Here is a 25,915-nt window from a genome sequence, read left to right on the forward strand (position 1 = left end):
TGATCACAATGTATGTCGATTTAAATAGTGACTTGGGTGAAAGTTTTGGCTCATGGAAAATGGGCAATGATGAGCAAATTTTACCTGTTGTCAGTAGTGCTAATATTGCCTGTGGCTTCCATGCAGGTGACCCATTAGGAATATTGAAAACGCTTCAACAAGCAGTGCGATTAGATGTCACGATTGGTGCGCATGTTTCCTACCCAGATTTGGTTGGTTTTGGTCGCCGTAATATGGATCTGTCTCAAGACGAGCTGATTGCAGATGTGCTCTATCAAATTTCGGCACTTGATGGTTTGGCAAAAGTTGCTGGCTCCAAAGTGCAATATGTCAAGCCGCATGGGGCATTGTATAACACCATAGCCAAAGATCCCGTACAAGCCGAAGCCGTGATTGAAGCCATTAAAATGTATAACCCAGCATTGGTACTGGTTGCTTTGGCTGGGTCAAATTTGGTTGCACAAGCACGTCAGGCAGGTCTAAAAGTGGTTTCAGAAGCCTTTGCTGATCGTGCTTATAACCGTGATGGTTCACTGGTTTCACGCCGTTTGGAGGGTGCTGTTTTGCATGATGCAGAGTTTGTGGCAAAACGTGTGGTTGCGATGTTAAAAAATGGCGGGGTTGAGTCAATTGATGGCATCTTTACCCCAATTCAAGCCGATACGATTTGTTTACATGGTGATACTGCTGGCGCATTAGAAATGTCCGCAGCGATTAAAGCTGAGCTGTTAAAAAACGACATTCAAGTTCGTTCATTTTGTGCATAAAACAATAAGGACAAGACACATGTTTAAAGAGATTAAAGTCGATCCAGTTCAACTAAAAGCTGCATTGGATGCGCGACAACAAATTCGTGCGGGTTTTGATCAACCCACAGCAGGAATGGCTGCTGGAATGACACAAGTGAATATGATTTCTGTACCCAAAGACTGGGCATATGATTTCTTGTTGTATGCCCAGCGTAACCCACAAAGTTGCCCTGTGTTAGATGTTTTGGAAGAAGGCGTATACCACTCTCGATTGGCTGCTGACACAGACATTCGCACTGATTTTCCACGATATCGTGTTTGGAAAGACGGTGAAATGGTTGATGAGCTCACTGATGCGAGTGAGCTTTATAACGCGCATCCTGATTTAGTGACCTTTTTAATTGGCTGTAGTTTCTCCTTTGAAACAGCTTTACAAGACGCAGGGATTGAAGTGCGTCATATCCATGACAAGACCAATGTACCGATGTATTTGAGTAATATCGAATGCCTTTCTGCTGGACGTATTTCAGGGAATATGGTGGTTTCTATGCGCCCCATTCCTGCCCATCAAATAGCTGAGGCGGTAAAAATTACGGCGCGTATGCCGAGTGTTCATGGTGCTCCCGTACATATTGGTCATCCTGAAAGTTTAGGAATACGCGACATCAATCAGCCAGATTTTGGTGATGCCTCACGTATTGAACAGGGTGAAATTCCAGTATTTTGGGCATGTGGTGTAACACCTCAAGCGGCAATCATGAACTCGAAAATCCCATTTGCCATTAGCCATGCACCAGGACATATGTTGATTACAGACATACCTGATCGTGCGTGGATGCGTTAAGACAAGAAAGGATCAGTAAATGCGATTTTTATCGGTAAATTCCGACAGTTTCTTGATTGAGCTTTCTAGTTTAGAAGAAACTTTGGCGTTATACAGTAAATTGCAAAATTTACACTTGAATGGAATCAAAGATTTAATTCCTGCTGCAAAAACAATTTTAATTTGTTTTAACGAAATCAAGACTGACTTTAAAACCTTGAGTGTTTTGATTGGTACGTTAAACCTTGATTCAGGTTTTGATCGCAATACGCAGGAAGTGATTATTCCGATTCGTTACGATGGCGAAGATTTAGTACAAGTGGCGGAACTGCAAGGCCTCTCTATAGCCGATCTGATATTAAAACATCATCAAAGTACTTGGGACGTTGCCTTTATTGGCTTTGCTCCAGGTTTTGCTTATATGAGTAGCCTTGATCTGCCCTTTACAGACGTGCCTCGTCTAAAGACACCGCGTAAAAAAATTCCATCAGGTTCACTTGGACTTGCTGGGCAATACTCGGGTATCTACCCAAAAGATAGTCCAGGTGGTTGGCAATTGATTGGAACAACGTCAGAAAAAATGTGGGATTTGGAGCGTCAAAATCCTGCGCTTTTACGACCAGGAATGCGGGTGCATTTTGAGGATATAACTCATCGGCCTGTATCTGTGGATGTGCCCAAGCAAATCACGCCACGACAAGATTTAACTTTAAAACACCCCTTATTTAAAATCACGGCATCTGGCTTGCAAGTTTCGATTCAAGATGAAGGCCGTTTTCAGCACAGCAATATCGGTGTGGGGACAGCAGGTGCGATGGATGTGGTTTCGATGCATTGTGCCAATCGAATCGTGGGGAATCCAACGGATACGCCTGTGATTGAGGTACTCAATGGTGGTTTAAAAGCAGTCATGCAAAATTCAGCTGTCATTAGCGTGGCAGGTGCAATTTCCAATATCCATGTGAAATTTGCAGATGGTCAAAAAGTAGATTTTGACAGTTATCAAGCGATTGCACTGGATGAGGGAGATGAATTTCAAATTCAAACGCCGAGTGCAGGGTTACGCAATTACCTTGCGGTTCGTGGTGGTTTGGATATTCAACCCATTTTAAATAGCTGTTCTTTTGACAGTTTAGCCATTCTTGGTCCAGCCCCTTTAAAAACGGGTGATGTCATTTACCAAGGTCAAGTTGTCCCATCCAATATCAGCATCAACGAAGTGCCAAAATCCAATCTCCCGTCCCTTGGCGATACGATTGAACTTGATATTGTGATGGGACCTCGAACGGATTGGTTTGAGCAAAGCAGTATTGAAAAACTGTGCAATCAAGCATGGTTAGTGACTCATGAAAGTAATCGAGTGGGATTACGTTTATCTGGGAAAGCACCCTTAACACGTAAGATTCACCATGAATTGGAAAGCGAAGGCACATGTATTGGTGCTTTGCAGATTCCACCCAATGGTCAACCTGTATTGTTTATGAATGATCACCCATTAACAGGTGGTTATCCTGTGATTGCTTCGGTTGCCAAGCATCATTGGGATTTGGTGGCACAAATACCTGCGGATTGCCATATCAAATTTAGAAAAATCGCCGAATTTGTAGATATCGAGAACTAAGATGAACCAGCAAAAATATGTAAATGAAAAATTATTGATTGCCAATCGTGGTGAAATTGCTGTGCGTATTATCCATGCTTGTCGGGATATGGACATTGCTTCAGTGGCGATGTATGCAGATGACGATATTGGCAGTTTGCATGTCGAACTTGCAGATGAAGCGTGGGGTTTGGTTGGGGCAACTGCAAAAGAAACCTATTTAAATATTGATGCCATTATTGATATTGCTAAAAAATCAAAAGCCACGATGGTGCATCCGGGTTATGGTTTTTTGTCAGAACGGGCTGAGTTTGCACAAGCCGTGATTGACGCAGGATTGAAGTGGGTGGGTCCATCTCCTGAAGCAATTACCAAGTTGGGTGACAAAATTGAAGCACGTAAAATCGCTGCTTCAGTAGGTGCTCCATTGGTACAAGGCACACAAGACCCTTTGAACAATGCAGATGAGGCTTTAGCTTTTGCAAAACAATATGGATTGCCAATTGCAATTAAAGCAGCCTTTGGTGGTGGTGGACGTGGCTTAAAAGTGGTTTGGAAACTTGAAGAAGTGAAAGAACTTTATGACTCTGCTGTACGTGAAGCACAAGCTGCATTTGGTCGAGGTGAATGTTTTGTTGAGCAATACTTAGATAATCCACGTCATGTTGAAGCGCAAGTTATTGCTGATTTACATGGAAATGTGGTGGTTTTAGGCACACGTGATTGTTCTTTACAGCGTCGTAATCAAAAATTAGTTGAGGAATCTCCAGCACCATTTATCAGTGACAAGATTTACCAAGAGATTTTAACTTCAGCAAAAAATATTTGTCAGGCTGCTCAGTATGTTGGAGCAGGGACAGTCGAGTATTTATTGAGTCAAAACGGGACGCTATCATTTTTAGAAGTCAATACGCGGTTGCAAGTTGAACATCCTGTGACGGAGGAAACAGCGCGCGTTGATTTGGTGGTTGAGCAAATTCAGGTGGCTTTGGGCGAAGAGTTATCGATCAAAGAAACCCCTAAAGCACAAGGTCATGCCATTGAGTTTCGTATCAATGCAGAAGACCCTAGCCGTGGTTTTATTCCAGCATTTGGTACACTAAGTTTATTTGAAGCACCTTTTGGTCATGGTGTGCGTGTCGATACTGGCGTGCGCACAGGCTCTCTGGTTTCCAGCCATTTCGATTCTTTAATGGCAAAGCTGATTGTGACGGGGGAAACGCGTGAAATCGCAATACGCCGCGCAAAACGTGCTTTAAAGCAGTTTAAAATTGAGGGTGTGGCTTCAGTTTTAGATTTTCATCGAGCCGTGCTGAATGAGCCTGATTTTATCGACGAATTTAAAGTACATACGCGTTGGATTGAAAATGACTTTAAACAAGACTTAAAATCAACTCGACGTACGATTCCTCAGCATCAACAGCCTATGATTTTGAGTTATATTGAAATAGATGGAAAATTACATCGTCTAGGGTTACCTGCAGGGATGTTTGCTCAAGGTGCAGTTCAGGCTGATCTACAACAGACGCAAACACCAGAGTTAGCGCTTAAACCTGAAGATGTACAAGCACCCATTAATGGGGCAATCATTTCTTGGAAAGTCCAAGCTGGCGAGCAAGTGAGTGCAGGGCAAGTTGTGGCAATTATGGAAGCCATGAAAATGGAAGTTCAAGTTTTGGCTCATCAAGATGGTCTAATTCAATTGCTTAAAGAGGTAGGTGCAACCTGTTATGCAGATCAAGTGATTGCAACAATCCAATGATATTTATCTTTAAAATTTAAAACTTATAAATTTAAATCAGGTGGAATTGGGAGTTTAGGATTAAATTTCCAATTTTATTTGACCTTTTGTTGAAAGCTAGTTGTAATGCTTGGCACTGTTCAGTCGCAAAATTTTTGACCATGCCGAATAAAGCTGTTCTTCTCGATCTTGAAAATAATATGCCTACAGCCAATATCCTGAGGGAGATTATTGAACATTACCCGACACTCTATCTTTTCAATTGCACAGGGCAATTTCAGTACTCTCTAGAAGACTTAACTGAGTTTTCAGGCTGGGTGAGCAGTGGCCAGGTGGTGATTTTAGAGGTACCGAATGCATCTGAAAAAGAATATGAATATGCAGTTGTGGTGGGACAACTATTGGCATTATTAGAACCTGAAATTAAGATTGACGTAATTTCTGCAGTGCCAAGCTGTCGCTTATTGTTAGATCTAATGCGTAGTGCTGATCTTGATTGCAGTTTTATTCAAGTTCAGTCGACGCTAGAGCGTCAACGCAACAAATACTCAATACCAAGTCTACAAGCGATTAAAAATAAGCCATATTTAATCATGGTGAAGAAGTATTGTGATGCTTTGGGAGAAATGACTGGCAAACCAAATACGATTGAGAAATTGAAAAATTCTATTGTTAATATTTTGCAAATTGTTCCAGAAAAAGCTCAACATCTTGTTGGAATGTTAATCAATTTGAAAATTGTCAAACGCTTTGATGATCAAGTTGCTTACCGTAAAAAAGTGTTGAAGCAATGGACAGCTCTTGATATTGAATCTCCTGTTTTAGTAAACCTAACTGAGACAGAATCCGTAGCACAAGCTAATATTAAAATTGAAAAAATTGATCAATTTTTAGAAAAATTATGTGCGGACTCGGATCGAGTTTTACAAGAAGTTGATCAGCAAGATTCGGTGAGTTTGGTACACAATGTTTTATTTAAAAACTTTGAAAAAATAGATCCTGTACAAATCGAAGTCATCCATAAATTGAATGATCTAAAAACAGATAAACCTAAAGATATTTATGCGTTACGAGATTTATTGGAACAAATGTTTCCAAAGTCAGATATTCGTTTATTGCTTAAAGAGTTGATTGAAAAAGGCTATATTTACTGGAATGGTCATGAAGTTGTTTATAGTCATGAAATGTACTTAAATTAGACCAAACTTGAAGTTATCAGAGCAAAACAAAAAAGCGATTAGATTTAATGTTAAACGCTTTTTTATTGAGTTATAGATCCTGTTTTGATAAGTCTGTACGTTCTTATAAATTTGCGACACCTCCATCTATTAATAGTTCGCTACCCACTATAAATTTAGCTTCATCTGAAGCAAGATAAATAAAGGCATTGGCGATTTCTATAGGATCTGCCAATCTTTTAATTGGTACCAGATTTTCAATACTGACTTTAAGTTGTTCGGTCTCAGCGGGGGTATTGGCGACTTTGTTAAGGGCTGGTGTTAAAGTTGGTCCTGGGGAGAGTAAGTTAAAACGTATTTGATGCGCTAAAAGCTCTCTAGATAATGTTTTGGCTAAAGAGCGTAAAGCGATTTTAGATGCGGCGTAAACGCTACTTTTCTCTAAGGCAATATGAATACTGGTCGAACCACATAAAATGACTGAGGCATGGGGATTGATCATTGAAAGCAAATTTTGAATAAGAAAAAATGGGCCTTTTACATTGGTGTTGAAAATCACATCGAATTGTTCAGTTGTCCATTGACCAAATGCCTCATGTGTGACATTACCAGCATTGATATAAATTACATCGAATTTAATTGATAATTCTTGTATTTTTTGAGTGAAATTATCTTGAGATGCTAAATTGGAATGATCACATGAGATGCCCAAGCTTTGCGTACCGAGTTGATTTTGTGTTTGCAAAATTTGGTCTTGATTTCTGCCTGTAAATACAACAAAAGCACCTTCTTCTATTGCTCGTTGTGCGGCTGCAAAACCGATTCCACTGGTTGCACCTGTAATTAAAACCGTTTTATTCTTTAATCGCATATTGTTCACTAAATTGTCTAAAGACTCTTATATTGTGGAAATTTATTTGCGAAAGTAAGTACTTACCAACTGGTGACTTAGTCGTTGTCTGGTTTGAAATAGACTAAACTCATATACTATAAAATGTAGCTTTATGTAAGGTGAAAAATAATGACACTGCAATATGAGCAAAATTGTTCGATTATGCGATTTGTTGCATTATTTTCAGGAAAATGGGTGTTGCCGATTGTCTATCATCTTATTGAAGCAAAACATCCTGTTCGGTTTAGCCAATTACAAAAGGCTTTAGCGCCTATTCCACAAAAAGAGCTGTCGAAACATTTAAAATTGCTTGAGCGATACCAACTTATAACAAAGCAGATTTACCCAGAAGTACCACCTAGAGTGGAATATCAAATCACCGAATTGGGACAAACGTTGGAAAACTCTATTCAGTCATTGGGAATCTGGATGGAGTTTTATGAAAAAAATATGAATGAAAAATAAGAGATTAAACTGTCCTCAAAATGAGTAATTGCAGGTAATTTTAATTTTAAACTTGCGTTTTATATTCAGCTTATGCAACTCTAATATAGGAATTAAAAGGTGAACTATGGAACACACTGGTCTTTGGGTTGCGCTCGTTATTATTGTTTTTGTATTGGGCTCGATTTTTGGCTTACGCGTAAGCCCTAGAGAAAAAGCATTAGGTTTAATGCGAGAGAAAGCACGTAAGATGGGCTTACACCCACGTTTAGTGGCTGCACCAGAGTGGACGAAAATCCCAATGGCAACAGAGTCTCGTGCGAGTATGGTGGCTTATTATAGTGTACTTATTCCAGATGCACGCTTAGCTTTGATGCGCGCCCGTGTAGCAGAGCAAAAGCTTCAAGTGGTCCTCGGTGATGAGAAATTTAAAGATTTTCCCATTGCATTAAAAGGGATTTATGCTATTGATATGCAGGCCAACTGTGTAGGGCTTTATTGGGATGAAGAATCTGACCTCAGAGCAACACAGCTTGATGATATGAAGGCATATTTACTTAAATTGGCTGAAATTTAACTTAATAATAGGAACAGTGGTTTATTATGGCGAACGCTCCTCGGTCCACATCCAAAAGCACAACAGCAAATTCTCCTGATGCTGGGAAAAAACGTGCACTAGTGATTGTGGAGTCGCCTGCAAAAGCGAAAACGATTAATAAATATTTAGGCTCAAATTACATTGTGAAGTCTTCGGTAGGTCATGTTCGTGACTTGCCTACAGGTGGTTCAAGTAAATCGACAGAAAAAAAACCAGCAACACGTACCAAATTGACGGATGAACAGAAGGCTGAAAAGGCACAATCCGCTTTAGTCAATCGTATGGGGGTTGATCCTGAGCATGGCTGGAAAGCTAAATATGAAGTGCTTCCAGGCAAAGAACATGTCGTCGCTGAACTGAAAAAACTGGCCAAAGATGCAGATGAAATCTATCTCGCAACGGATTTGGATAGAGAAGGGGAAGCGATTGCTTGGCATTTAAGAGAAGTGATTGGTGGTGATGATAGCCGTTACCATCGTGTGGTCTTTAACGAGATTACCAAAAATGCCATTCAAGAAGCATTTAAGCAACCTACACGCCTAGATTTAAACCGTGTGAATGCGCAACAGGCTCGTCGCTTTCTCGACCGCGTGGTTGGCTTTATGGTTTCACCACTACTGTGGGAAAAGATTGCGCGTGGCCTCTCTGCAGGGCGTGTACAGTCGGTTGCGGTAAAATTGGTGGTCGAGCGTGAACGTGAGATTCGTGCCTTTATTCCTGAAGAATACTGGCAAGTTTTTGCAGATACCCAATCTGCAAAAGATGAAATTCGTTTAGAAGCAGTCAAGCAAGCTGGCAAAACATTAAAATTACAAAATAAAGCGCAAACTGATGCTTTATTGAAAATTTTAAAAAATGCTGAATATAAAGTTGCAACACGCGAAGATAAGCCAACTAAGGTCAATCCAAGTGCGCCTTATATAACGTCAACTTTGCAACAAGCTGCTAGTACTCGCTTAGGTTTCTCAGTGAAGAAAACCATGATGCTGGCACAGCGCTTATATGAAGCTGGTTTTATTACTTATATGCGTACTGACTCAACATTCTTGAGTGATGATGCTGTCAGTATGGTGCGTAATCATATTGAAACTGAATTTGGTGCAAAGTACTTACCTGCTAAAGCAAATCGTTATGGGAATAAAGCCAATGCGCAAGAAGCCCATGAAGCGATTCGTCCTTCCAATGTTGCCTTAAAAGGCGATAGTTTGGCGGGTGTTGAGCGTGATGCACAACGTTTATATGATTTGATCTGGCGTCAATTTGTTGCATGTCAAATGACTCCAGCAGAGTATTTATCCTCAACGATTTTGGTTGATGCCAATGGTGTAGAACTCAAGGCCAAAGGTCGTACTTTAGTTTTTGATGGTTTTACCAAAGTGCGTGGTCAGAACAAGTCTGATGATGATGTTTTATTACCAGCAGTCAAAGTGGGTGAAATTCTAAAACTTGAGAAACTTGATCCTTCTCAACATTTCACTAAACCCCCTGCACGTTTTACTGAAGCATCTTTAGTTAAAGAATTAGAAAAACGTGGTATTGGTCGTCCATCTACCTATGCTGCGATTATTTCTACGATTCAAGATCGTGGCTATGTCAAACTCGACAATCGGCGTCTTTTTGCAGAGAAGATGGGAGAAATTGTTACCGATCGTCTAGACGAGAATTTTAATAACCTGATGAATTATGCATTTACTGCAGATTTGGAAGGTCAATTGGATAAAGTTGCAGATGGTGAACGTAATTGGAAAGAGCTGTTAGATAGTTTCTACGGTGATTTTAAAAAGCGTTTAACTACAGCACAGGGTGAAAACGGTATGCGCCGTAATCAACCTGTAGAAGTTGAAGCTGTTCACTGTAAAGAATGTGAACGTCCGATGCAGATTCGTACTGGTACAACGGGTGTCTTCCTTGGTTGTTCTGGCTACAACTTGCCACCAAAAGAACGCTGTAAAGGGACGTTGAATTTAACACCAGTTGAGTCGTTGGCTATACTTTCTGATGATGACAGTGCTGAAACTGCTGACTTAATGTCGAAAAAACGTTGTCCAATATGTGGTACGGCAATGGACAGCTATGTGATTGATGGTGGTCGCAAGTTACATATTTGTGGTAATAACCCGGATTGTGATGGTTACGAGCTGGAAGAAGGCGAGTTCAAAATCAAGGGTTATGATGGTCCAACCATTCCATGTGATAAATGTGATGGCGAGATGCAGTTAAAAACAGGTCGTTTTGGTCCATATTTCGCTTGTATGAGTTGTGACAATACCCGTAAAGTTCTGAAAAATGGTCAGCCAGCGCCACCTCGTGTCGACCCAATCAAAATGGAACATTTACGTTCAGTCAAACATGATGATTACTTTGTTCTACGTGATGGAGCAGCGGGGTTATTCTTGGCTGCAAGCAAATTCCCTAAAGTACGCGAAACACGTGCACCGAAGGTTGCGGAGTTACGTTCAGTTGCAGATCAACTTGATCCTAAGTATCAGTTTATCTTGCAAGCACCTGATCAAGATCCAGATGGTAATCCAACATTGGTTAAGTTTAGCCGTAAAAACCAAGCGCAATATATTGGTTCAGAGACCCCAGAAGGTAAACAAACCAAATGGTCTTTGGTCTACCAAGATGGGAAATGGGTAGAAGCTTAATTCATAGATATTTAAAAATGCTGGCCTAGGTCAGCATTTTTATTGCAATTAAAAATTGAGAATATAATCAATGTGGAAAAAGATTCGAGTTGGTATTTTACTGATCATTCTGCTGATTGTTGCAGTGAATGCTTGGCGTGATATGAACCAAGATTGGAGCAAGCCCATCTTTGTTTTATTACATCCAATTAATGCAGATGGTCAACGCTCCACATCAGTCTATATTCAGCAAATTTCAACAGATGATCTTGAAGAAATTAAACATTATTTAAGTTTGCAGTCTCAAGTATTTCGTGGACAACCGATTTCGTTCCATTTTCAACTTGGACGTGAATTAGATACTTTGCCACCTAAGTTTCCAGAATCAGGCCGTATATTGGATACAGTTCTGTGGAGCTTAAAATTTAGATTTTATGCATGGAAACAGCATCAAGGAGAAGATGGCTCACCATCGGTGACCCTGTATTTAAATTATTATGATCCGAAGTTGCTGAAAGTATTGAAGCACTCCACTGCATTGGAACGTGGACGTATTGGCTCGGTGAATCTATTTGCATCGCGAAAGCAAAGTTCGAGTAATAAGGTTGTTCTTGTACATGAGTTATTACATACCTTTGGCGCCAAAGATAAATATGATTTTAAAACAGGGCAGCCACTCTATCCAACAGGCTATGCAAATCCTGAGCAACAACCACGCTACCCGCAACCACGTGCAGAAATCATGGGTGGATATATTCCGCTTTCAGAAAGTAAAAGCAAAACACCTGAAGAACTAGCAGATACTATGATCAGTCGACTCACTGCACAAGAAATGGGATGGGTGAAGTAGCATATAGACCTGTGCAATTTATCGCTAAGATTCTGCTCAAATAAAGCTTTATTTTCGTATAGATGCAGATTTTATACAGACAAACAACTGAATTAGATCAACAATAAAATCAATGAATAACAACCAAGAGAAGAATATGCGTACTGTAGGAAATGATTTAGTTCGTCATCAACTCCATGAAAACCGTAAATGGTATCTTCTGCTTGGAGCTTTATTGGTGATTTTTGGATTAGTGCTATTGGCTTCACTGAGTATGGCAACATTGACAGTTGTTGCATTGTTTGGTGCTTTAATGATGATCGGTGGGGCTTTACACCTGATTGCAGCATTTAAAATTTTTGATGGCGGTTTCCGTTGGCTTTGGGCGTTGTTTGGTGTGTTGTATATCGCAGCGGGTTATTATGCCTTTAAATCTCCGATTACCACTGCAGTGGTATTAACCAATTTACTGGCAATTGCTTTATTGATTGGCGGTTTTATTCGTATTTTTAATGCTTTTATGTTGAAACCAATGTCTGGATGGGGTTGGACATTATTTTCAGGGCTTTTAACATTGGCAACAGGCGCAATTATTTTGGCATCACCTGATTCTCCTTTTTGGGTACTCGGATTATTTTTAGGTGTGGATATTTTATTCCAAGGAGTGAACTATCTTACCTTCGCAGCAGCAATTAAACACATCCCTCCAGCGAGTCATTAAGGTTTCACTTGATATTTGAAATCGTATACGCTTTTAATAAAATGCCTGATGAATGACATCAGGCATTTTGCATTTTGGCGTAAATATTTATGCAACTAGAGCAGTATTCAGTTAAATCTTATCTTAATTAACACGCTTGAAAAGCGAAGTGTTGCCTAGATAAATTGATTAAAGTGCTAAAAAGCAGCTTACTTTGCAACTTTATACTGGCTAGAAATGGCGATACGGTTCCATGTATTGATCACAATCGCAATCCATTCAATCGCTGTAATTTCATCACTAGATAAATGCTGTGCAGCTTGCTCATAAGCGTTATCTGGAAAATGTTGATTGGCAATTAAAGTAATCTCTTCAATTAAAATTAAGGCCGCACGTTCTTTTTCAGTAAAGTATTCACTCTCACGCCAAGCACTAATCAAGGCAATACGATCGGTTGACTCGCCCGCTTTAATTGCATCTTGGGTATGCATACGAACACAGAAAGCACATTGGTTAATTTGCGAGGCTCTTAATTTGAGCAAATGAGAGAATCCAACATCAAGCCCAGCTTGCAGAACTTTTTGCATAGATAAATTCTCAAGCTCGATGACCGTTTTATATAGTTCTGGGGCGGTCTTCCCAAGGTTTACACGTTGCATAGTTGTCATTTCTTTAGTCTTAATTATGAATTTATTAGTTTATCTATACTCGAAAAATCGTTATGTTAATTTTTGAATCTCATCAAAATGCATTTGCTCATGTCTAAAGTTTTTGTTCTTGCGCCTGACTCATTTAAAGAAAGTATGACAGCCGAACAAGCTTGTTTTGCAATGCAACGTGGCATTGAAAAAGTCATTGCTGATGCACAGTTTATTCATGTACCTATGGCAGATGGTGGTGAGGGAACAGTCGATGCTTTGGTCGCTGCACGAAGTGGTCGTAAAGTATATATTGAGGTCACTGGTCCACTGGTTCAGCAACGAATATCCACCTATTGGGGATTAATTGATGGCGGTCAAACGGCTGTTATAGAAATGGCGATGGCAAATGGTATTCATTTGATCGAAAAATCCCAACGTAATCCTTTGGTGACATCAACTCTGGGTACAGGGGAAATGATTAAAGCCGCTTTAGATTTGGGTGTTGATAAAATCATTATTGGTCTAGGTGGGAGCGTCACCAATGATGCTGGTGCTGGGATGGCACAGGCTTTAGGGGCAAAATTTTTAGATGAAAACAACCATCCTGTAGATGTGGGTGGTGGGCAGCTTCAACAGATCAAAAGCATTGATCTTTCACAACTCGATGCGCGTTTAAAAGCGACTGAGATTATTATTGCCAGTGATGTAAACAATCCATTATGTGGTCCAAATGGTGCTTCTTTTATTTTTGCACCACAGAAAGGAGCAACTGCTGAGATGGTTGGGATCTTAGATCAAAATCTTGATCATTTTGCTATGTTGGTGAAACAACAATTGCATGTGGATGTGGCAAATATTCAGGGTGCTGGTGCTGCAGGCGGTTTGGGTTTCGGACTTATGGTTTTTACAGGAGCAAAAATACGCTCTGGTATAGAAATCGTGATTAAAGAAACCCAACTTGAGGATAAAATTGCACAAGCGGATTATGTGTTTACTGGTGAGGGCGGTATTGATTTTCAAACCAAGTTTGGCAAAACGCCTTTTGGTGTGGCGCAAGTTGCCAAGCAGTTGAATAAACCTGTGATTGCTTTTGCAGGGCATATCGGTGAAGGCGTCGATGAGCTTTATGCAGAAGGCTTTAGTGCAATTTTTGGTATTGTTGATGGAGCATGTGATTTAGCCACGGCATTAAAGCATGGTGAGCAAAATTTAGAACGCTGTAGTGAAAATGTGACACGGTTGTTAAGGTTATAAGCTGTTTTTATTGTTGAAGCCTTTCTTTAATCTCTCCAAAAGATAGGGGAAGTTTATTGTCTTGAGTTTTTCTTCATTTTTATGTCCTGATTTAAGCGTCAATTCACGACTTGATTCTTGGGTTAAAATGAATAATTTCACTATAGCTCTGCTAAACTAGCAGCCATCCATAAAATGATGAGTGAAAATGAGTTTAGCCAACCTGATTGATGAATTAAACCCTCAACAAAAACAAGCTGCTACGACTGAAAAAAAACATAGTCTAGTTCTTGCTGGGGCAGGTTGTGGCAAAACCAAAACCATTGTGGCACGAGCTGCATATCTCATTGATCAGGGCATTCCTGCCAATCAAATCCAAATTCTGACATTTACCCGCCGTTCTGCCAGCGAGATTGTGGCGCGAGTAGAACTTGCTTTAGGTGATCAGGCCAAAGGGTTACGAGCATCTACATTTCATACCTTCTGCATGTATTTACTCAGACGCGTGCCAAAAGCTTTTGGATTAGATCAATTTTCGATTATAGATCGTGATGATCAATTGATGCTGTTTCGTTTGATTCGTGGAAAAGACGATAAAAAGAATCCCAACGCTTTACCCAAACCACAACAGCTTTGTGATTTATATTCCTTTGCGCGTAATACCCGACAAAAACTAAGTTTGGCTTTAGAAAAGCAATTGCCTGAGTTTTTAGATGATAAAGACCAAATTGCTGAAATCATGAAAGAGTACGAAACCCGAAAGCGGGCACGTAGTTTTCTAGATTACGACGATATTCTCGCCGTGGTTGCTTCTGCTTTGGCTCAGTCGGATGGCTTAGCAGATTATGTCGCGGGCTTATGTCAGTACATGCTAGTTGATGAAATGCAGGATACCAATCCTTTGCAATGGGCGATTCTTGAACCATTAAAAGACAAAACATCATTGTTCTGTGTGGGGGATGATGCACAGTCAATTTATGGTTTTCGTGGTGCGGATTTTGAAAATATCCACCATTTTAAAGAACGTGTACCAGATGCAGAGATTTTTAAATTAGAAAAAAATTATCGCTCTACTCAAGAAATTTTAGATTTTTCAAACTGGTTGCTTGATCAAAGCGATATTCATTACGATAAAAAACTTGAAGCTTATCGTGGTGAAGGCATTAAACCGCGAATGCATGTTTTTCCAAACGAGTTTGATGAAGCAAAATGGATCGCGATCGACATCAAAGAGCGACATTTATTAGAAGGTTCAGCTTGGCATGACCACATGGTGTTGGTGCGCTCAGCCTTTGCGGCAAGACATATTGAGGCTGCTTTTATCCAAGCCAATGTTCCTTACCGATTTATTGGTGGGATGAAGTTACTTGAAACAGCGCATGTTAAAGACTTACTGAGCTTATTGCGTGTTATTGCCAATCCATTGGATGATATTGCATGGATGCGGTTTTTAACCTTGTGGAATGGCGTGGGCGATGTCGGTGCGAGTAAGCTGGCGCAACAGCTCTTACTGGATGCAGATATTGAGAAAATCACAGAAAAATTAGAAAAGTTTGGACGCATTCCTGACAATACATTGCTGATTATGAAGCAAATGAGTGTATTGAAAACTGAAGTTGAAGCCTGTGTAAAACTCGGTGTAGAGGCTATTCTCAATCAACTTGAAGAAAATTATGCCAAAAAAGATTGGCATAAACGGGTGGGTGATTTTGATTTGGTTAAGCAATTGGCATCTAAACATACCCAACTGAGCGAGTTCTTAGAAGAATATGTGCTTGATCCTGTTTCAATCAGTGAAATTGAACGTCAGTCGCAAGATGATGTGGTGACTTTAATTACGATCCATTCTGCGAAAGGTACAGAACAAAAGGTTTGCTATGTGGCAAATGTCTCTGCGGGGCAATATCCTAATGCACGTGCTCAAGGAAATTTCGATGAAGTTGAGGAAGAGCGTCGTGTGCTTTATGTGGCTTTAACACGCGCCCAAAATGAACTTATTTTAACCAAACAAAATTTAAGTTTTTGGGCCCATACGCAAACGGATGAACAAGGTCGTAAGATTGAAAGTTATTTTCTCAATGACTTAACTCGAAATTTATGTACTACAGAAACCCACTACAGACAGCGAGAGCAAACTGTAAAAAGTGCCTTAATCGAGCGTCGGGCGATTAATTTAGATTTTGGTATAGATCTAGATTAAACTATAGCAATCGTTTTTCATTCAAAAAGTAGGTAGGCGAGTGCTTTTTGATGTTTTTTGCCTCGTTTATATTTTAAGGTTGTGAGATGAAAATTTTAGTTCGTAATTTAGAACGTACTGTAACTGAAGCTGAATTGTTAGAGTTATTTAAGCAATATGGTACAGTAGATACTTGTACTTTAGTGCTTGATACGGCAACAGGAAAATCGAAAGGTTTTGCTTTTGTTGAAATGCCACATGGTAGAGAAGCAGTTAAAGCGATTAAAGCTTTGAATACTTTGCGCTTACATGGTCATGGAATTCGTGTAAAAGCAGCGGAAGATAAGCCAGAAGCATAATTGGCAGATATTCTAAGGAGCATTTATTGCTCCTTTTTTTATTTTAGTATTTAAATGATCTCGCCAAATCATGATAAAAATAAAAACTTAAACTGATATTTTTGTAAAAACGAGCGCTATCTATTTTATTGACATACAACATGGATAAAATTCATTGTGATTTTTGTTCAATAAAGATTAAGCTAAGACTGTAAAGAATGCCAAAATCTTAGGGAACTTCCATGTCACGTGTAGCTCGCTTTCATGCAGACCGTACCAATCAAAAACTTTACTTTGCTCGTCTTGCATGTATGCAAGGAGAACAAACTGAAAATGTTCAACAAGCTCAAGCACATCGTGAAGCAGCAGTATTTCATTTACATGGTGCGGTTTTAGCCTTTCTGCAAGAGTTGGTACGTTATTACCGTTTAAATGATTTTTCCCCAACCTTAAAGTCAATCGAAGAAAATATGGCGGCTAAAGGACAAGTATCACCAGAAGTTTTAGTGATGCAAAAATTAGCCAAAGAAGGATTTATTGCCGAACTCAAAAGAGCATATCGACTTTGTCAGTATGCACCTGAGCCAAGTGCACCAGAACCAGAAGATGAAACATCATCAAACTTAATTATCAAAGTGACTCAAACACCACAAGCTTGGTTGCCTGATACAAAGATTCTAAGAGAGTGGCACCGAGATTTATCGCAGCTTATTGATGGTTTTCGTAATGAAATGGTTGAATTCTGATCTTTTTGATCAGATATACTTGAAATTTTGTTTTAAATGACTATATAAAATATCTACAAGATGCAAAGTGCATTCAGCACCTTGCCCCATGTTGAGCATGGAGGATTTATGTCTATCGAACAGTTAAAAGAGTTATTTGGAAATCAGGAAGCTATTTTGGAGTTGGTACAGCTCGAAGGTGGGGAGCTGGCACTGCGTAATGCAGGTTCTGAAAAAGAGCCATTGGTCACTATTCAATTTAATGAAGAAGTGAAAGCACTACTGGGTGATCAAACGCCAGCGATTGCGCAACAGATGATTCAAGCTGCATTATTTGCGTTACTTGAAAAACAGGCAGATGAATGGCACGCTGAAGTTGTAGATGAACAACCAAAATTTATGAGCTAGTGATTTCATTTATTCTAGAATAAATACAATAAACGCACTTTCGAGTGCGTTTTTCTTTGTATGTCAATAGCATGATATTCATAGAGGATATCAAAAGAAGATATCAAATTATAAAAGCTATATCTTTGTCCAATAGTGGCATTCATGCCACTATTGGAGGTAAACACCACGAATAAGCAAACTTTCACAAATAAATGTTCAGTTGCTTTAAGTGAGTTTTGACGATAGCCCTATTTCAATGTGTGGGTTCATGATGATGAGCAATTTGGATTTGGTTTAAAATATGATTACTCATGTTTTTCGCCATTTCTTCTTTTGCATAATACACTTCACCAACATTGTCTTTACGGATCACTTCAGCTTCTTCTTTATTTTCAGCACAGACTAACACTTGAATTTCTGGATTAAGTAGCTTGGCCGTATCGACAATTTTATGAATATCTACAATATCCATCGGTGAAATCACCAATAGTCGTGCATGTTGGATATGGGCTTGAATCAATACACTGGGTTCAGTTGCTCGACCAGAAACCGCAGCAATGCCTTTTTCACGCAAATTCTCTACAATCTCGCGGTTCTCTTCAGCGATAACCACTTTGATGCCATCATCCATCAATGTTTTGGTTATACGACGTCCGACTTCACCATGACCAACAATCACCACTTGATCGCGTAAATACGCTTGATCGACTTCATCTGGAAGCATCGCCAATGGGTCACCACTACGTTCAAGTAAGCGTGCTAAATGCGAACGCTCACGGATCCAGTTTTGTACTGGTTCAATCGCAGAAAATAGGAATGAATTGAGCGTGATGGAAAATAAAGCACCCGCTAAGATTAAGTTTTGTGCTTCAGGACTAAGCAATCCCAGCGATAAGCCTAAAGTTGCGAGAATAAAGGAAAACTCACCAATTTGTGCCAGACTGGCACCCACTGTTAATGCTGTGTTGATGGGATAACGGAAAAATAATACCAATGCCATTGCAGCTAACGTCTTACCAATCATAATAATGGCGATGACCGCTAAAATATGCAGAGGCTGTTCCACAAGGATACGCGGATCAAATAACATTCCGACAGAAACGAAAAATAGGATCGAAAAAATTTCTCGTAAAGGTAAGGTTTCCTCTTCTGCACGATGGCTAAAATCTGATTCCTTAACCACCATCCCGGCAAAGAATGCTCCAAGTGCCATAGAAACACCGAAGATTGCGTATGAGCCATATGCGATGGATACTGCTGCTGCGACCACAGTTAATGTAAAAAGCTCTCTAGAGCCTAAACGTGCCACATATTGCATAATCATTGGGACAAGTCGTTTCCCAATAATCAGCATAAATGCAATAAAACCTGTCACTTTTAATAGGGTAATACCGAGTGTTAACCAAATATTTTGATCAGATTCATGCCCTGCAATGGTGTGTCCGCCTAAAAGTACTGCTGTTGCAGGCAGTAGAACGAGGACTAAAACCATGACCAGATCTTCGACCAACAACCAACCAACGGCAATCTTACCATTCACCGAGTTAAGCAGTCCTTTGTCGCCTAATGCTTTGAGTAAAACCACAGTACTTGCACAAGATAAACTTAAGCCAAAGACCAGCGCAGAGCCAAAGCTCCAACCCCAAAAAATGGAAACAGCCATACCGAGTAATGTGGCAACTGCAATTTGTAAAATCGCACCAGGCAGGGCAATTTTTCGGACTTGCATTAAATCATTCAGTGAAAAATGCATCCCAACACCGAACATTAAGAACATGACACCTAATTCAGCAAGCTGATTGGCCAGCGCGATATCTGCAACAACACCTGGGGTATTGGGGCTGATGATAATTCCCGCAATTAAATAACCAATCAAAGGTGGTAGGCGTAATCGTGCAGCGATATAGCCAAAAATCAGTGCTATACCAAAACCAACTGCAAGTAAAATAATCAGATCTACATCATGAGGCACTAAATACTCCTTAAATCTTCAGGAGAAATCATTCAAAAAATCATTTCTTAAGGTAATGACTTTGTATAAAGCCATATAAAATGCACAATCAGTGCCAAATTCGTTAAAGAGTTTAACAAGTCGAAGAAAAAAAAGGCAAAAAAAACGATCCAAATGGATCGTATTTTTTAAGAAAACTAAAATTATTTAATTTTAGCTTCTTTGAAGATTACGTGTTGACGGATTTTTGGATCAAATTTTTTGATTTCCATTTTTTCCGGCATAGTACGTTTGTTCTTAGTAGTGGTATAGAAATAACCTGTACCAGCAGTAGAAACTAAGCGAATTTTATCACGCATGGTTCAGACTCCTTAGATCTTTTGACCTTGAGCACGAAGGTCAGCAACAACCTTTTCAATGCCCAATTTGTCGATAATACGCATACCTTTAGTGGTTAAACGAAGACGTACGAAACGTTTTTCGCTTTCTAACCAGAAACGGTGGTGATGCAGGTTCGGCTCGAACCGGCGTTTAGTTTTGTTGTTGGCGTGTGAGACGTTGTTACCAACGACTGGACGCTTGCCGGTAACTTGGCAAACCTTAGACATGGTGTAACTCCATTGATTTAGCCAACAGCAAATCTGTATGGCCAGTCAAAATAAAACGGATTGAATTCATTCAAGGGGCGTTTTATACCAAAATTCCGCTTAAAAGACAAGCGGAATTCGTCAAAACGCAACATGATCCAATTTGATAGATCATGCCTTGATCAGTTAACGTAAGAAAGTTTTCTCTAAAATCTTATTTATGGCTTTGTCATAAGGCGCTAATATGAATTTTAAGCTAAATAGCTTAGGAATAGACATTACCGAACGCTCATGTGATAAACCAAAGAAACCTTCTGGGCCATGATATTTGCCCATACCAGATGCGCCAACGCCACCAAATGGTAAATCGTCTTGTGCAACATGGGTAACTACGGAATTTTGACCGAAATGCCCAGAATGGGTACGTTGGGAAACGTATTCTGCGCGGGCATTGTCAAAGTCGAAGTAGTATAAAGCAAGTGGACGCGGTCTGCCATTAATAAAGTCAATCACATCGTCAATTTGATCATATTCCATAATAGGAAGAACTGGGCCAAAGATTTCATTCTTCATAATGTCCATTGTTGGTAGGACGCTTGTTAAGAATGTGGGCGCAATTTTACGTACACTTGCTAATTCTTCATTTTGAGGATTGATTTCAATCAGCTCAGCACCTTGCTGTCGTGCATCCTCTAAATAACCTTGAACGCGGTTATACTGCTTATCGTTGATAATACTAGTATAATCTTGATTGTCACGAATCGTTGGATACATTGTTGTTGCAACTTGTTTAAAGCTTTCAATAAACTCGGCAGTTTTTCCTCTAGGTAGGAACATATAGTCTGGTGCTACACAGGTTTGACCAGAGTTCCATAATTTACCAAAAGCAATACGTTCAGCGACCAGATTGAGATCGCTTGAAGGATGTACGATTACAGGTGATTTACCACCAAGCTCAAGAATAACAGGCACTAGATTTTCGGCAGCAGCAGACATGACGGTTTTACCGACATTGGTAGAGCCAGTAAAAATGATTTTATCGAATGCTAAATGTGAAAATGCATCTGAAATTTGACCACCACCATTCACCACGGCAACCAATTCTTGTGGAAAAGCTTCTGAGAGTGCATTTTCAAGTACGAAGCCAAAATTAGAAGATGAACTTGAAATTTTGAGTATTGCGTGATTTCCTGCAGCCAATGCACAAATCAGTGGACCAACAGAAAGTAACAATGGATAGTTCCATGGTGCAATAATTCCAATCACACCTAAAGGCTGATATTGCACCCAAGCTTTGGCTGGTTGGTGTAAGATAGACACATGGCGCTTAGATGGTTTCATCCATGCTGTTAAATGCTTGCTATAATATTTAATTTGTTCTAAACATGTGAGTAGTTCACCAATTTTAGTTTCGCTGATCGAACGATTCCCATAGTCTTGATTGATTGCTTCTGCAAATTGATCTTGGTATTTTACGAGAACTTTCTTTAAGCGAGCTAAACGTTCAATACGTTCCTTTGCTGTAGGAACAGGATAGCGTTGATAAGCGACTTTCTGTTGTTCAAGAATGTCATGCATACGTTGAACTTCAGGTGAGTAAGAAGTCATTGAATTTGTTTTTGTATGACTGTTCATGACAAACACCATTTACGAATAGGTTAATATAATATAATTTTTAGAGTAAATACTCTAAATAGTCAAGTCACTTTATGTTAGCTTGTGCTAACGGTTAAAAATGGTAATAGGATGTCGAGCTCCAAAACTTTGAAAACGAAAGACCGAATTTTGCAGATTAGTCTGCAACTTTTTAATGAGCGCGGCGAACGTGCAGTTACAACAAATCATATTGCAGCAGAGCTTGGGATCAGTCCTGGAAATTTGTATTATCATTTTCGAAACAAACAAGAAATCATCAAAGAATTGATGGAACAATACCAAAAAGAAACTTTAGATATGCTGTCATTACCCGATGACCGTGGAGTCAATGCGAATGATAAAATCCGTTATTTCCAAGTTTTAAGCAGCCAGCTATGGGAATATCGCTTTCTACATCGTGATGTTTATCATTTAATTGAAAATAATGATGACTTTAGAAAAATTTACCCTCGCTTCGCTGGCAAGGTGATGCAACAAGGGCAAAAAATTTATCATGCCTTTGTTGAGGCGGGACTTATGCAGATGACACCTTCTGAAATTGAAGCACTCATCATCAATATTTGGATCGTGCTGACCAACTGGACAAATTTTCTTTATATGTCTGGGCATTTAAGTGATTCGAACCATTTAGATGAAAAATGGATTTGGCAAGCATTGCGCCAGATGGTGTTTTTGGAAGGCCCTTATTTACGTGGCGAAAGTCGTGAAACCTATGAACGCTTGCTAGAAAGCTTCGGTTCTTCGGAATTATTTGCCAGTTTATCTGCTGTAAAACGTGATTGAGGCTGAATCAAGATTGAAAGCTGATGAAAAAGCGTTAAAATATTTGGCTGTTTTTAAATTAACTTATAAGTGATATCCATCAACATGAACATGACTACTGCCAACACAGCGCGTCTACTGATTACTTGTGAAGACAAGCCAGGAATCGTGCAAGCTGTATCGAGCTTTTTGTATCATCAGGGCGCTAACATTACTGCGCTTGATCAATACGCAACTGAAGCTCAAGGCGGGCGTTATTTTATGCGTGTTGAGTTCGAACTCGATCATTTGCAATCTCGTCGAGAGAGTCTCATTCAAACTTTCGCAAGCAATGTGGCTGAACGTTATAGTATGCATTGGCGTTTGGCTTTGGTCAGTGACATTAAAAAAGTCGGTATTTTGGTGTCTAAAGTTGACCATGCTTTGCTTGAGTTGTTATGGCGTCATTCTCGAGGTGGCTTACCTTGTGAAATTACCCAAGTGGTATCAAACCATGAAGACTTACGTGAATCTGTAGAAAACTTTGGTATTCCTTTTTATGTGGTTCCTGTTAATAAAGAAAATAAACGTGAAGCCTATACAAAGATCGATGAGTTGATGCAAGGCAATGACTTATTAGTTCTCGCACGTTATATGCAAATTCTTGATGAAGAGTTTGTACAAAAATGGGAAATGAAAGTGATCAATATTCATCACTCATTTTTACCTGCTTTTGTGGGGGCAAATCCATATAAACAGGCGTATGAAAAAGGCGTTAAATTGATTGGGGCAACAGCGCATTATGTGACTGCAGATCTGGATCAAGGTCCAATCATTGAGCAAGATGTAGAGCGAGTAAACCATGATTTTACTGTTGATCAACTGCGTGAATTAGGCCAAGACGTTGAACGTAATGTACTTGCTAGAGCGGTAAAATGGCATCTAGAAGACCGTATTATTGTCGATGGTAATAAGACTGTTGTTTTTCAGTAGCATATGAATATACATTTAATATGAGTCGTAAAACAAGGATGCTTTATGCATCCTTTTTTTATTTTTAATTTGTAAAATCGATTAAAAATATTGAAAAACCAGTTGCAAATGAAAACACTTCTCATTTATCATTGTTGCACTTTAATTGTTCTATCCGATGAGCTTAATCTATAAAATCATATTTTTGTAGTTTGCTCAATTTTAGGTATTTAGATTCTTATGAGTCAGTCTTCCATTGCACCACTTCAAACGCCACCACCGATGAAGAAAAAAGTCCTTGCTGCAGTATTAGCAGTTGTTGTCGGGCACGCAGGTGTGTTGTGGGGGGTAAGTCATATGAAACCATTTGAACTGCCTCAAATAAAGAAAGAACCTTTAAAAATCAAGTTTTTAAAGTTAAAAGAAGATGTTCCACCGCCGCCGCCGCCTCCATCTGAACCCATCAAACCTAAAGTTCAACCAAAACCTATAGAGAAGAAAGTTGAGCCTAAACCAGTGGTTAAGCCAAAAATCATTGAGCAGAAAAAACCTGTAGAAAATGATGATCGGGCAAGAAAGCTTGAAGAACAAAAGCGTTTAGAAGAGCAACAGAAGCAGGATAAGGCACGTCAAGATGAGCAAAAACGTCTAGATGATCAAAAGCGTGCGGAACAGCAGAAACGTGAACAAGATGAACGTGACCGTCAAAAACGTGAACAAGATGAGCGCGATCGCCAACGTCGTGATCAAGAGCAAAGAAACACGCCGCGTAATGTAAACGAAGGTCAGGTGTCTTGGAGTCGTAGTCCACGTATCGCAAAAGAGCAATTACTTAAACTGATGTCTCCAGAAGATGGAACCAAGGTTGTAAATCTAGAAATTACTGCGGATGCGGGCGGAAATATTACCAATGTTCGTATTCTTCAATCCAGCGGTAATTCAAGTTTAGATAGTTATGTTGTTAAGCAGACTCAATCTGCAAAATTTAAAGCTTATAAAGAAAATGGTGCGGGTGTGCCGTTTAAAATTAGGCAAGATTTTGCGTTGTCGGTCTCTAAAGGTAAATAATTTTTTTAAGAATTAGGAAATGTGCATATGAACTTTTCAGTTTATTGGCAACATGCTGATGCGGTCAGTAAGACACTGTATTTTGTTTTATTGGCAATGTCTATTGCAACGTGGACTGTGTTCATTTTGCGTATTCTAGGCACGCGTCAACTCAAGCAGGTTGCTCAGGATCACCTTGCTCAGGCTTTAAAAGCCTTAAAAGCCAAGCTTGCGCCATTAAGCTTTGATCAACGTAAAGCAGTTGCAGAACAAGCGTTACTACGTCAAATTTCAGCTGAAAAAGCCAATGCAGAAAAAGGTGTTTCAGTTTTAGGAACGATTGCTTCACTTGCACCATTTGTAGGTTTGTTTGGTACAGTATGGGGAATCTTCCATGCGCTTGTTGCTGTAGGTAAAAGTGGTCAAGCCGGTTTAGCTCAAGTTGCAACACCAGTTGGTGAAGCACTGATCATGACGGGTTTAGGTCTTGCTGTTGCGATTCCAGCAGTATTGGCATATAACATTTGCGTACGTTTTAATCGGACATTGTCAAATGAGTTGCAAGATCAAGCACATGGTTTGTTAATTGATACGATGTTACAACAAGATTCTTCAACGCAAAAAGTTGAATCTGAATCTACAAATAAAGGTTTAGTTGGAGGTCAAGCTTAATGGCTTTTCAATTGGGAGAAGACAACGATTCTGGCATGAATGAGATGAATCTCATTCCGCTGATCGATATTATGTTGGTATTGATGATCATCTTCTTGGTGACAGCCACCGTTGCTAACCCATCGATACCATTAACTTTACCAAAGACCACAGCTGAAGTGATTGCGCCTCCACCTGAAGCAATTACCATCAGTATCAATCAGAATGGTGATGTGGCTTGGAATGATAAAGTCATCACTTTAGATGAATTGGCTAAACGATTTGATGAAGAAGGTCAAAAGCCAGTAAAACCAGCTGTTCAGTTAAGAGCGGATAAAGAATCTCGCTATGATACCGTTGCACAAGTGATGTCTCGTGCAAGTGAAGCAGGATTAAATGATCTTGCATTTATGAGTGATAATTAATTTGAATAATTACAAATATTTTAAAACCTCCTTTTAAGGAGGTTTTTTTATGTTGATTTAAAAACAGACTTTTGTGTGAACCAAAAATTGAGCATTAAAAATTGATATGCATTTAAATTTTGGTAAAACATAGATGGTATTTCTATCGTGAGGCGACATAAATGTCGCTAAGTTAGAGGAGGGTACAGACGTACCCCA

Annotated in this window: 26 protein-coding genes; 20 read left to right on the plus strand and 6 right to left on the minus strand. The window is 39.6% G+C overall.

Annotation, left to right across the window (positions count from 1 at the left end; all coding sequences use genetic code 11):
• Positions 1–8 precede the first annotated feature (8 nt).
• From ACG916_RS02870 to ACG916_RS02890, 5 genes are all read left to right on the plus strand, one after another.
• On the plus strand, positions 9–767 hold the full coding sequence (locus ACG916_RS02870; RefSeq protein WP_419327061.1) for a LamB/YcsF family protein: 759 nt from the start codon (positions 9–11) through the stop codon (positions 765–767).
• 19 nt (positions 768–786) lie between these two features.
• A complete protein-coding gene (locus ACG916_RS02875) occupies positions 787–1,593 on the plus strand; it encodes a putative hydro-lyase (protein WP_336952178.1) in 807 nt (268 codons plus the stop codon).
• 19 nt (positions 1,594–1,612) lie between these two features.
• A complete protein-coding gene (locus ACG916_RS02880; RefSeq protein WP_336952177.1) occupies positions 1,613–3,193 on the plus strand; it encodes a 5-oxoprolinase subunit B/C family protein in 1,581 nt (526 codons plus the stop codon).
• Position 3,194: 1 nt separating this feature from the next.
• Positions 3,195–4,934, plus strand: coding sequence for an acetyl/propionyl/methylcrotonyl-CoA carboxylase subunit alpha (locus ACG916_RS02885; RefSeq protein WP_419368147.1), 1,740 nt, complete (start codon positions 3,195–3,197; stop codon positions 4,932–4,934).
• Between the two features lie 140 nt (positions 4,935–5,074).
• Positions 5,075–6,112 carry a hypothetical protein gene (locus tag ACG916_RS02890; RefSeq protein WP_419327074.1) on the plus strand — a complete coding sequence of 346 codons (1,038 nt, stop codon included), beginning with the start codon at positions 5,075–5,077 and terminating at the stop codon, positions 6,110–6,112.
• A gap of 103 nt (positions 6,113–6,215) precedes the next feature.
• On the opposite strand, the gene ACG916_RS02895 is transcribed toward ACG916_RS02890, so the two are convergent.
• The gene (locus ACG916_RS02895) at positions 6,216–6,962 is read right to left on the minus strand and encodes an SDR family oxidoreductase (protein ID WP_336952175.1); all 747 of its coding nucleotides are present in this window, start codon (positions 6,960–6,962) and stop codon (positions 6,216–6,218) included.
• Positions 6,963–7,112: 150 nt separating this feature from the next.
• Between ACG916_RS02895 and ACG916_RS02900 the strand changes: the two genes are divergently transcribed.
• The 5 genes from ACG916_RS02900 to ACG916_RS02920 all read left to right on the plus strand — a co-directional run bounded on the left by ACG916_RS02900 (position 7,113) and on the right by ACG916_RS02920 (position 12,202).
• A complete protein-coding gene (locus tag ACG916_RS02900) occupies positions 7,113–7,448 on the plus strand; it encodes a winged helix-turn-helix transcriptional regulator (protein WP_336952173.1) in 336 nt (111 codons plus the stop codon).
• 106 nt (positions 7,449–7,554) lie between these two features.
• Entirely contained in the window at positions 7,555–8,004 is a 450-nt protein-coding gene (locus ACG916_RS02905; protein ID WP_336952172.1) for an ammonium transporter, read from the plus strand.
• 26 nt (positions 8,005–8,030) lie between these two features.
• Positions 8,031–10,673 carry a type I DNA topoisomerase gene (gene topA / locus ACG916_RS02910; protein ID WP_419327063.1) on the plus strand — a complete coding sequence of 881 codons (2,643 nt, stop codon included), beginning with the start codon at positions 8,031–8,033 and terminating at the stop codon, positions 10,671–10,673.
• Positions 10,674–10,743: 70 nt separating this feature from the next.
• Positions 10,744–11,502 (plus strand): hypothetical protein, encoded by a 759-nt coding sequence (locus tag ACG916_RS02915; protein WP_336952169.1) that lies wholly within the window; start codon positions 10,744–10,746, stop codon positions 11,500–11,502.
• Positions 11,503–11,638: 136 nt separating this feature from the next.
• Positions 11,639–12,202, plus strand: coding sequence for an HdeD family acid-resistance protein (locus ACG916_RS02920; RefSeq protein ID WP_336952580.1), 564 nt, complete (start codon positions 11,639–11,641; stop codon positions 12,200–12,202).
• A 188-nt stretch (positions 12,203–12,390) separates the two neighbouring features.
• On the opposite strand, the gene ACG916_RS02925 is transcribed toward ACG916_RS02920, so the two are convergent.
• Positions 12,391–12,840 (minus strand): carboxymuconolactone decarboxylase family protein, encoded by a 450-nt coding sequence (locus tag ACG916_RS02925; protein ID WP_419327075.1) that lies wholly within the window; start codon positions 12,838–12,840, stop codon positions 12,391–12,393.
• Positions 12,841–12,939: 99 nt separating this feature from the next.
• Between ACG916_RS02925 and ACG916_RS02930 the strand changes: the two genes are divergently transcribed.
• The 5 genes from ACG916_RS02930 (at position 12,940) to ACG916_RS02950 (ending at position 17,705) form a co-directional block, all read left to right on the plus strand.
• Positions 12,940–14,076 carry a glycerate kinase family protein gene (locus ACG916_RS02930; RefSeq protein ID WP_419327064.1) on the plus strand — a complete coding sequence of 379 codons (1,137 nt, stop codon included), beginning with the start codon at positions 12,940–12,942 and terminating at the stop codon, positions 14,074–14,076.
• Positions 14,077–14,263: 187 nt separating this feature from the next.
• A complete protein-coding gene (locus tag ACG916_RS02935; RefSeq protein ID WP_419327065.1) occupies positions 14,264–16,255 on the plus strand; it encodes an ATP-dependent helicase in 1,992 nt (663 codons plus the stop codon).
• An 86-nt stretch (positions 16,256–16,341) separates the two neighbouring features.
• Positions 16,342–16,593, plus strand: coding sequence for an RNA recognition motif domain-containing protein (locus ACG916_RS02940; protein WP_336952167.1), 252 nt, complete (start codon positions 16,342–16,344; stop codon positions 16,591–16,593).
• A gap of 221 nt (positions 16,594–16,814) precedes the next feature.
• Positions 16,815–17,318, plus strand: a complete 504-nt coding sequence (locus tag ACG916_RS02945) for a DUF6586 family protein (protein WP_004718012.1) — start codon at positions 16,815–16,817, stop codon at positions 17,316–17,318.
• 108 nt (positions 17,319–17,426) lie between these two features.
• Positions 17,427–17,705 (plus strand): hypothetical protein, encoded by a 279-nt coding sequence (locus ACG916_RS02950; RefSeq protein WP_336952165.1) that lies wholly within the window; start codon positions 17,427–17,429, stop codon positions 17,703–17,705.
• A 235-nt stretch (positions 17,706–17,940) separates the two neighbouring features.
• Here the strand turns inward: ACG916_RS02950 and ACG916_RS02955 are convergent, their stop codons facing one another.
• From ACG916_RS02955 to ACG916_RS02970, 4 genes are all read right to left on the minus strand, one after another.
• Positions 17,941–19,659: a cation:proton antiporter gene (locus tag ACG916_RS02955; RefSeq protein ID WP_336952164.1), complete on the minus strand. Its 1,719-nt coding sequence runs from the start codon at positions 19,657–19,659 to the stop codon at positions 17,941–17,943.
• A 182-nt stretch (positions 19,660–19,841) separates the two neighbouring features.
• The gene (gene rpmG / locus ACG916_RS02960) at positions 19,842–19,997 is read right to left on the minus strand and encodes a 50S ribosomal protein L33 (protein WP_003654787.1); all 156 of its coding nucleotides are present in this window, start codon (positions 19,995–19,997) and stop codon (positions 19,842–19,844) included.
• Positions 19,998–20,009: 12 nt separating this feature from the next.
• Positions 20,010–20,246, minus strand: coding sequence for a 50S ribosomal protein L28 (gene rpmB, locus ACG916_RS02965; RefSeq protein ID WP_000048256.1), 237 nt, complete (start codon positions 20,244–20,246; stop codon positions 20,010–20,012).
• Positions 20,247–20,411: 165 nt separating this feature from the next.
• Positions 20,412–21,860, minus strand: a complete 1,449-nt coding sequence (locus tag ACG916_RS02970; RefSeq protein ID WP_419327066.1) for a coniferyl aldehyde dehydrogenase — start codon at positions 21,858–21,860, stop codon at positions 20,412–20,414.
• Positions 21,861–21,971: 111 nt separating this feature from the next.
• Here ACG916_RS02970 and ACG916_RS02975 point away from each other — a divergent pair, with 111 nt between their 5' ends.
• From ACG916_RS02975 to ACG916_RS02995, 5 genes are all read left to right on the plus strand, one after another.
• The gene (locus ACG916_RS02975; RefSeq protein WP_034611676.1) at positions 21,972–22,664 is read left to right on the plus strand and encodes a TetR/AcrR family transcriptional regulator; all 693 of its coding nucleotides are present in this window, start codon (positions 21,972–21,974) and stop codon (positions 22,662–22,664) included.
• Positions 22,665–22,748: 84 nt separating this feature from the next.
• Positions 22,749–23,615 (plus strand): formyltetrahydrofolate deformylase, encoded by an 867-nt coding sequence (gene purU, locus ACG916_RS02980; RefSeq protein WP_336952161.1) that lies wholly within the window; start codon positions 22,749–22,751, stop codon positions 23,613–23,615.
• 219 nt (positions 23,616–23,834) lie between these two features.
• On the plus strand, positions 23,835–24,662 hold the full coding sequence (locus ACG916_RS02985; RefSeq protein ID WP_336952160.1) for an energy transducer TonB family protein: 828 nt from the start codon (positions 23,835–23,837) through the stop codon (positions 24,660–24,662).
• A 27-nt stretch (positions 24,663–24,689) separates the two neighbouring features.
• A complete protein-coding gene (locus ACG916_RS02990; protein ID WP_004818829.1) occupies positions 24,690–25,313 on the plus strand; it encodes a MotA/TolQ/ExbB proton channel family protein in 624 nt (207 codons plus the stop codon).
• Complete coding sequence (locus tag ACG916_RS02995) at positions 25,313–25,717, plus strand: ExbD/TolR family protein (RefSeq protein WP_004717995.1); 405 nt, start codon at positions 25,313–25,315, stop codon at positions 25,715–25,717. Before ACG916_RS02990 ends, ACG916_RS02995 begins: the two co-directional genes overlap by 1 nt.
• The last annotated feature ends 198 nt before the right edge of the window (positions 25,718–25,915 follow it).

Origin of the sequence: Acinetobacter legionensis (genome assembly GCF_048552295.1) — a bacterium.
Lineage (GTDB): Bacteria > Pseudomonadota > Gammaproteobacteria > Pseudomonadales > Moraxellaceae > Acinetobacter.

Coding starts and splice junctions, on each gene's coding strand:
- ACG916_RS02870 (WP_419327061.1), top strand. CDS start 9: ATGTATGTCGATTTAAATAGTGACTTGGGTGAAAGTTTTGGCTCATGG.
- ACG916_RS02875 (WP_336952178.1), top strand. CDS start 787: ATGTTTAAAGAGATTAAAGTCGATCCAGTTCAACTAAAAGCTGCATTG.
- ACG916_RS02880 (WP_336952177.1), top strand. CDS start 1,613: ATGCGATTTTTATCGGTAAATTCCGACAGTTTCTTGATTGAGCTTTCT.
- ACG916_RS02885 (WP_419368147.1), top strand. CDS start 3,195: ATGAACCAGCAAAAATATGTAAATGAAAAATTATTGATTGCCAATCGT.
- ACG916_RS02890 (WP_419327074.1), top strand. CDS start 5,075: ATGCCGAATAAAGCTGTTCTTCTCGATCTTGAAAATAATATGCCTACA.
- ACG916_RS02895 (WP_336952175.1), bottom strand. CDS start 6,962: ATGCGATTAAAGAATAAAACGGTTTTAATTACAGGTGCAACCAGTGGA.
- ACG916_RS02900 (WP_336952173.1), top strand. CDS start 7,113: ATGACACTGCAATATGAGCAAAATTGTTCGATTATGCGATTTGTTGCA.
- ACG916_RS02905 (WP_336952172.1), top strand. CDS start 7,555: ATGGAACACACTGGTCTTTGGGTTGCGCTCGTTATTATTGTTTTTGTA.
- topA (WP_419327063.1), top strand. CDS start 8,031: ATGGCGAACGCTCCTCGGTCCACATCCAAAAGCACAACAGCAAATTCT.
- ACG916_RS02915 (WP_336952169.1), top strand. CDS start 10,744: ATGTGGAAAAAGATTCGAGTTGGTATTTTACTGATCATTCTGCTGATT.
- ACG916_RS02920 (WP_336952580.1), top strand. CDS start 11,639: ATGCGTACTGTAGGAAATGATTTAGTTCGTCATCAACTCCATGAAAAC.
- ACG916_RS02925 (WP_419327075.1), bottom strand. CDS start 12,840: ATGCAACGTGTAAACCTTGGGAAGACCGCCCCAGAACTATATAAAACG.
- ACG916_RS02930 (WP_419327064.1), top strand. CDS start 12,940: ATGTCTAAAGTTTTTGTTCTTGCGCCTGACTCATTTAAAGAAAGTATG.
- ACG916_RS02935 (WP_419327065.1), top strand. CDS start 14,264: ATGAGTTTAGCCAACCTGATTGATGAATTAAACCCTCAACAAAAACAA.
- ACG916_RS02940 (WP_336952167.1), top strand. CDS start 16,342: ATGAAAATTTTAGTTCGTAATTTAGAACGTACTGTAACTGAAGCTGAA.
- ACG916_RS02945 (WP_004718012.1), top strand. CDS start 16,815: ATGTCACGTGTAGCTCGCTTTCATGCAGACCGTACCAATCAAAAACTT.
- ACG916_RS02950 (WP_336952165.1), top strand. CDS start 17,427: ATGTCTATCGAACAGTTAAAAGAGTTATTTGGAAATCAGGAAGCTATT.
- rpmG (WP_003654787.1), bottom strand. CDS start 19,997: ATGCGTGATAAAATTCGCTTAGTTTCTACTGCTGGTACAGGTTATTTC.
- rpmB (WP_000048256.1), bottom strand. CDS start 20,246: ATGTCTAAGGTTTGCCAAGTTACCGGCAAGCGTCCAGTCGTTGGTAAC.
- ACG916_RS02970 (WP_419327066.1), bottom strand. CDS start 21,860: ATGAACAGTCATACAAAAACAAATTCAATGACTTCTTACTCACCTGAA.
- ACG916_RS02975 (WP_034611676.1), top strand. CDS start 21,972: ATGTCGAGCTCCAAAACTTTGAAAACGAAAGACCGAATTTTGCAGATT.
- purU (WP_336952161.1), top strand. CDS start 22,749: ATGAACATGACTACTGCCAACACAGCGCGTCTACTGATTACTTGTGAA.
- ACG916_RS02985 (WP_336952160.1), top strand. CDS start 23,835: ATGAGTCAGTCTTCCATTGCACCACTTCAAACGCCACCACCGATGAAG.
- ACG916_RS02990 (WP_004818829.1), top strand. CDS start 24,690: ATGAACTTTTCAGTTTATTGGCAACATGCTGATGCGGTCAGTAAGACA.
- ACG916_RS02995 (WP_004717995.1), top strand. CDS start 25,313: ATGGCTTTTCAATTGGGAGAAGACAACGATTCTGGCATGAATGAGATG.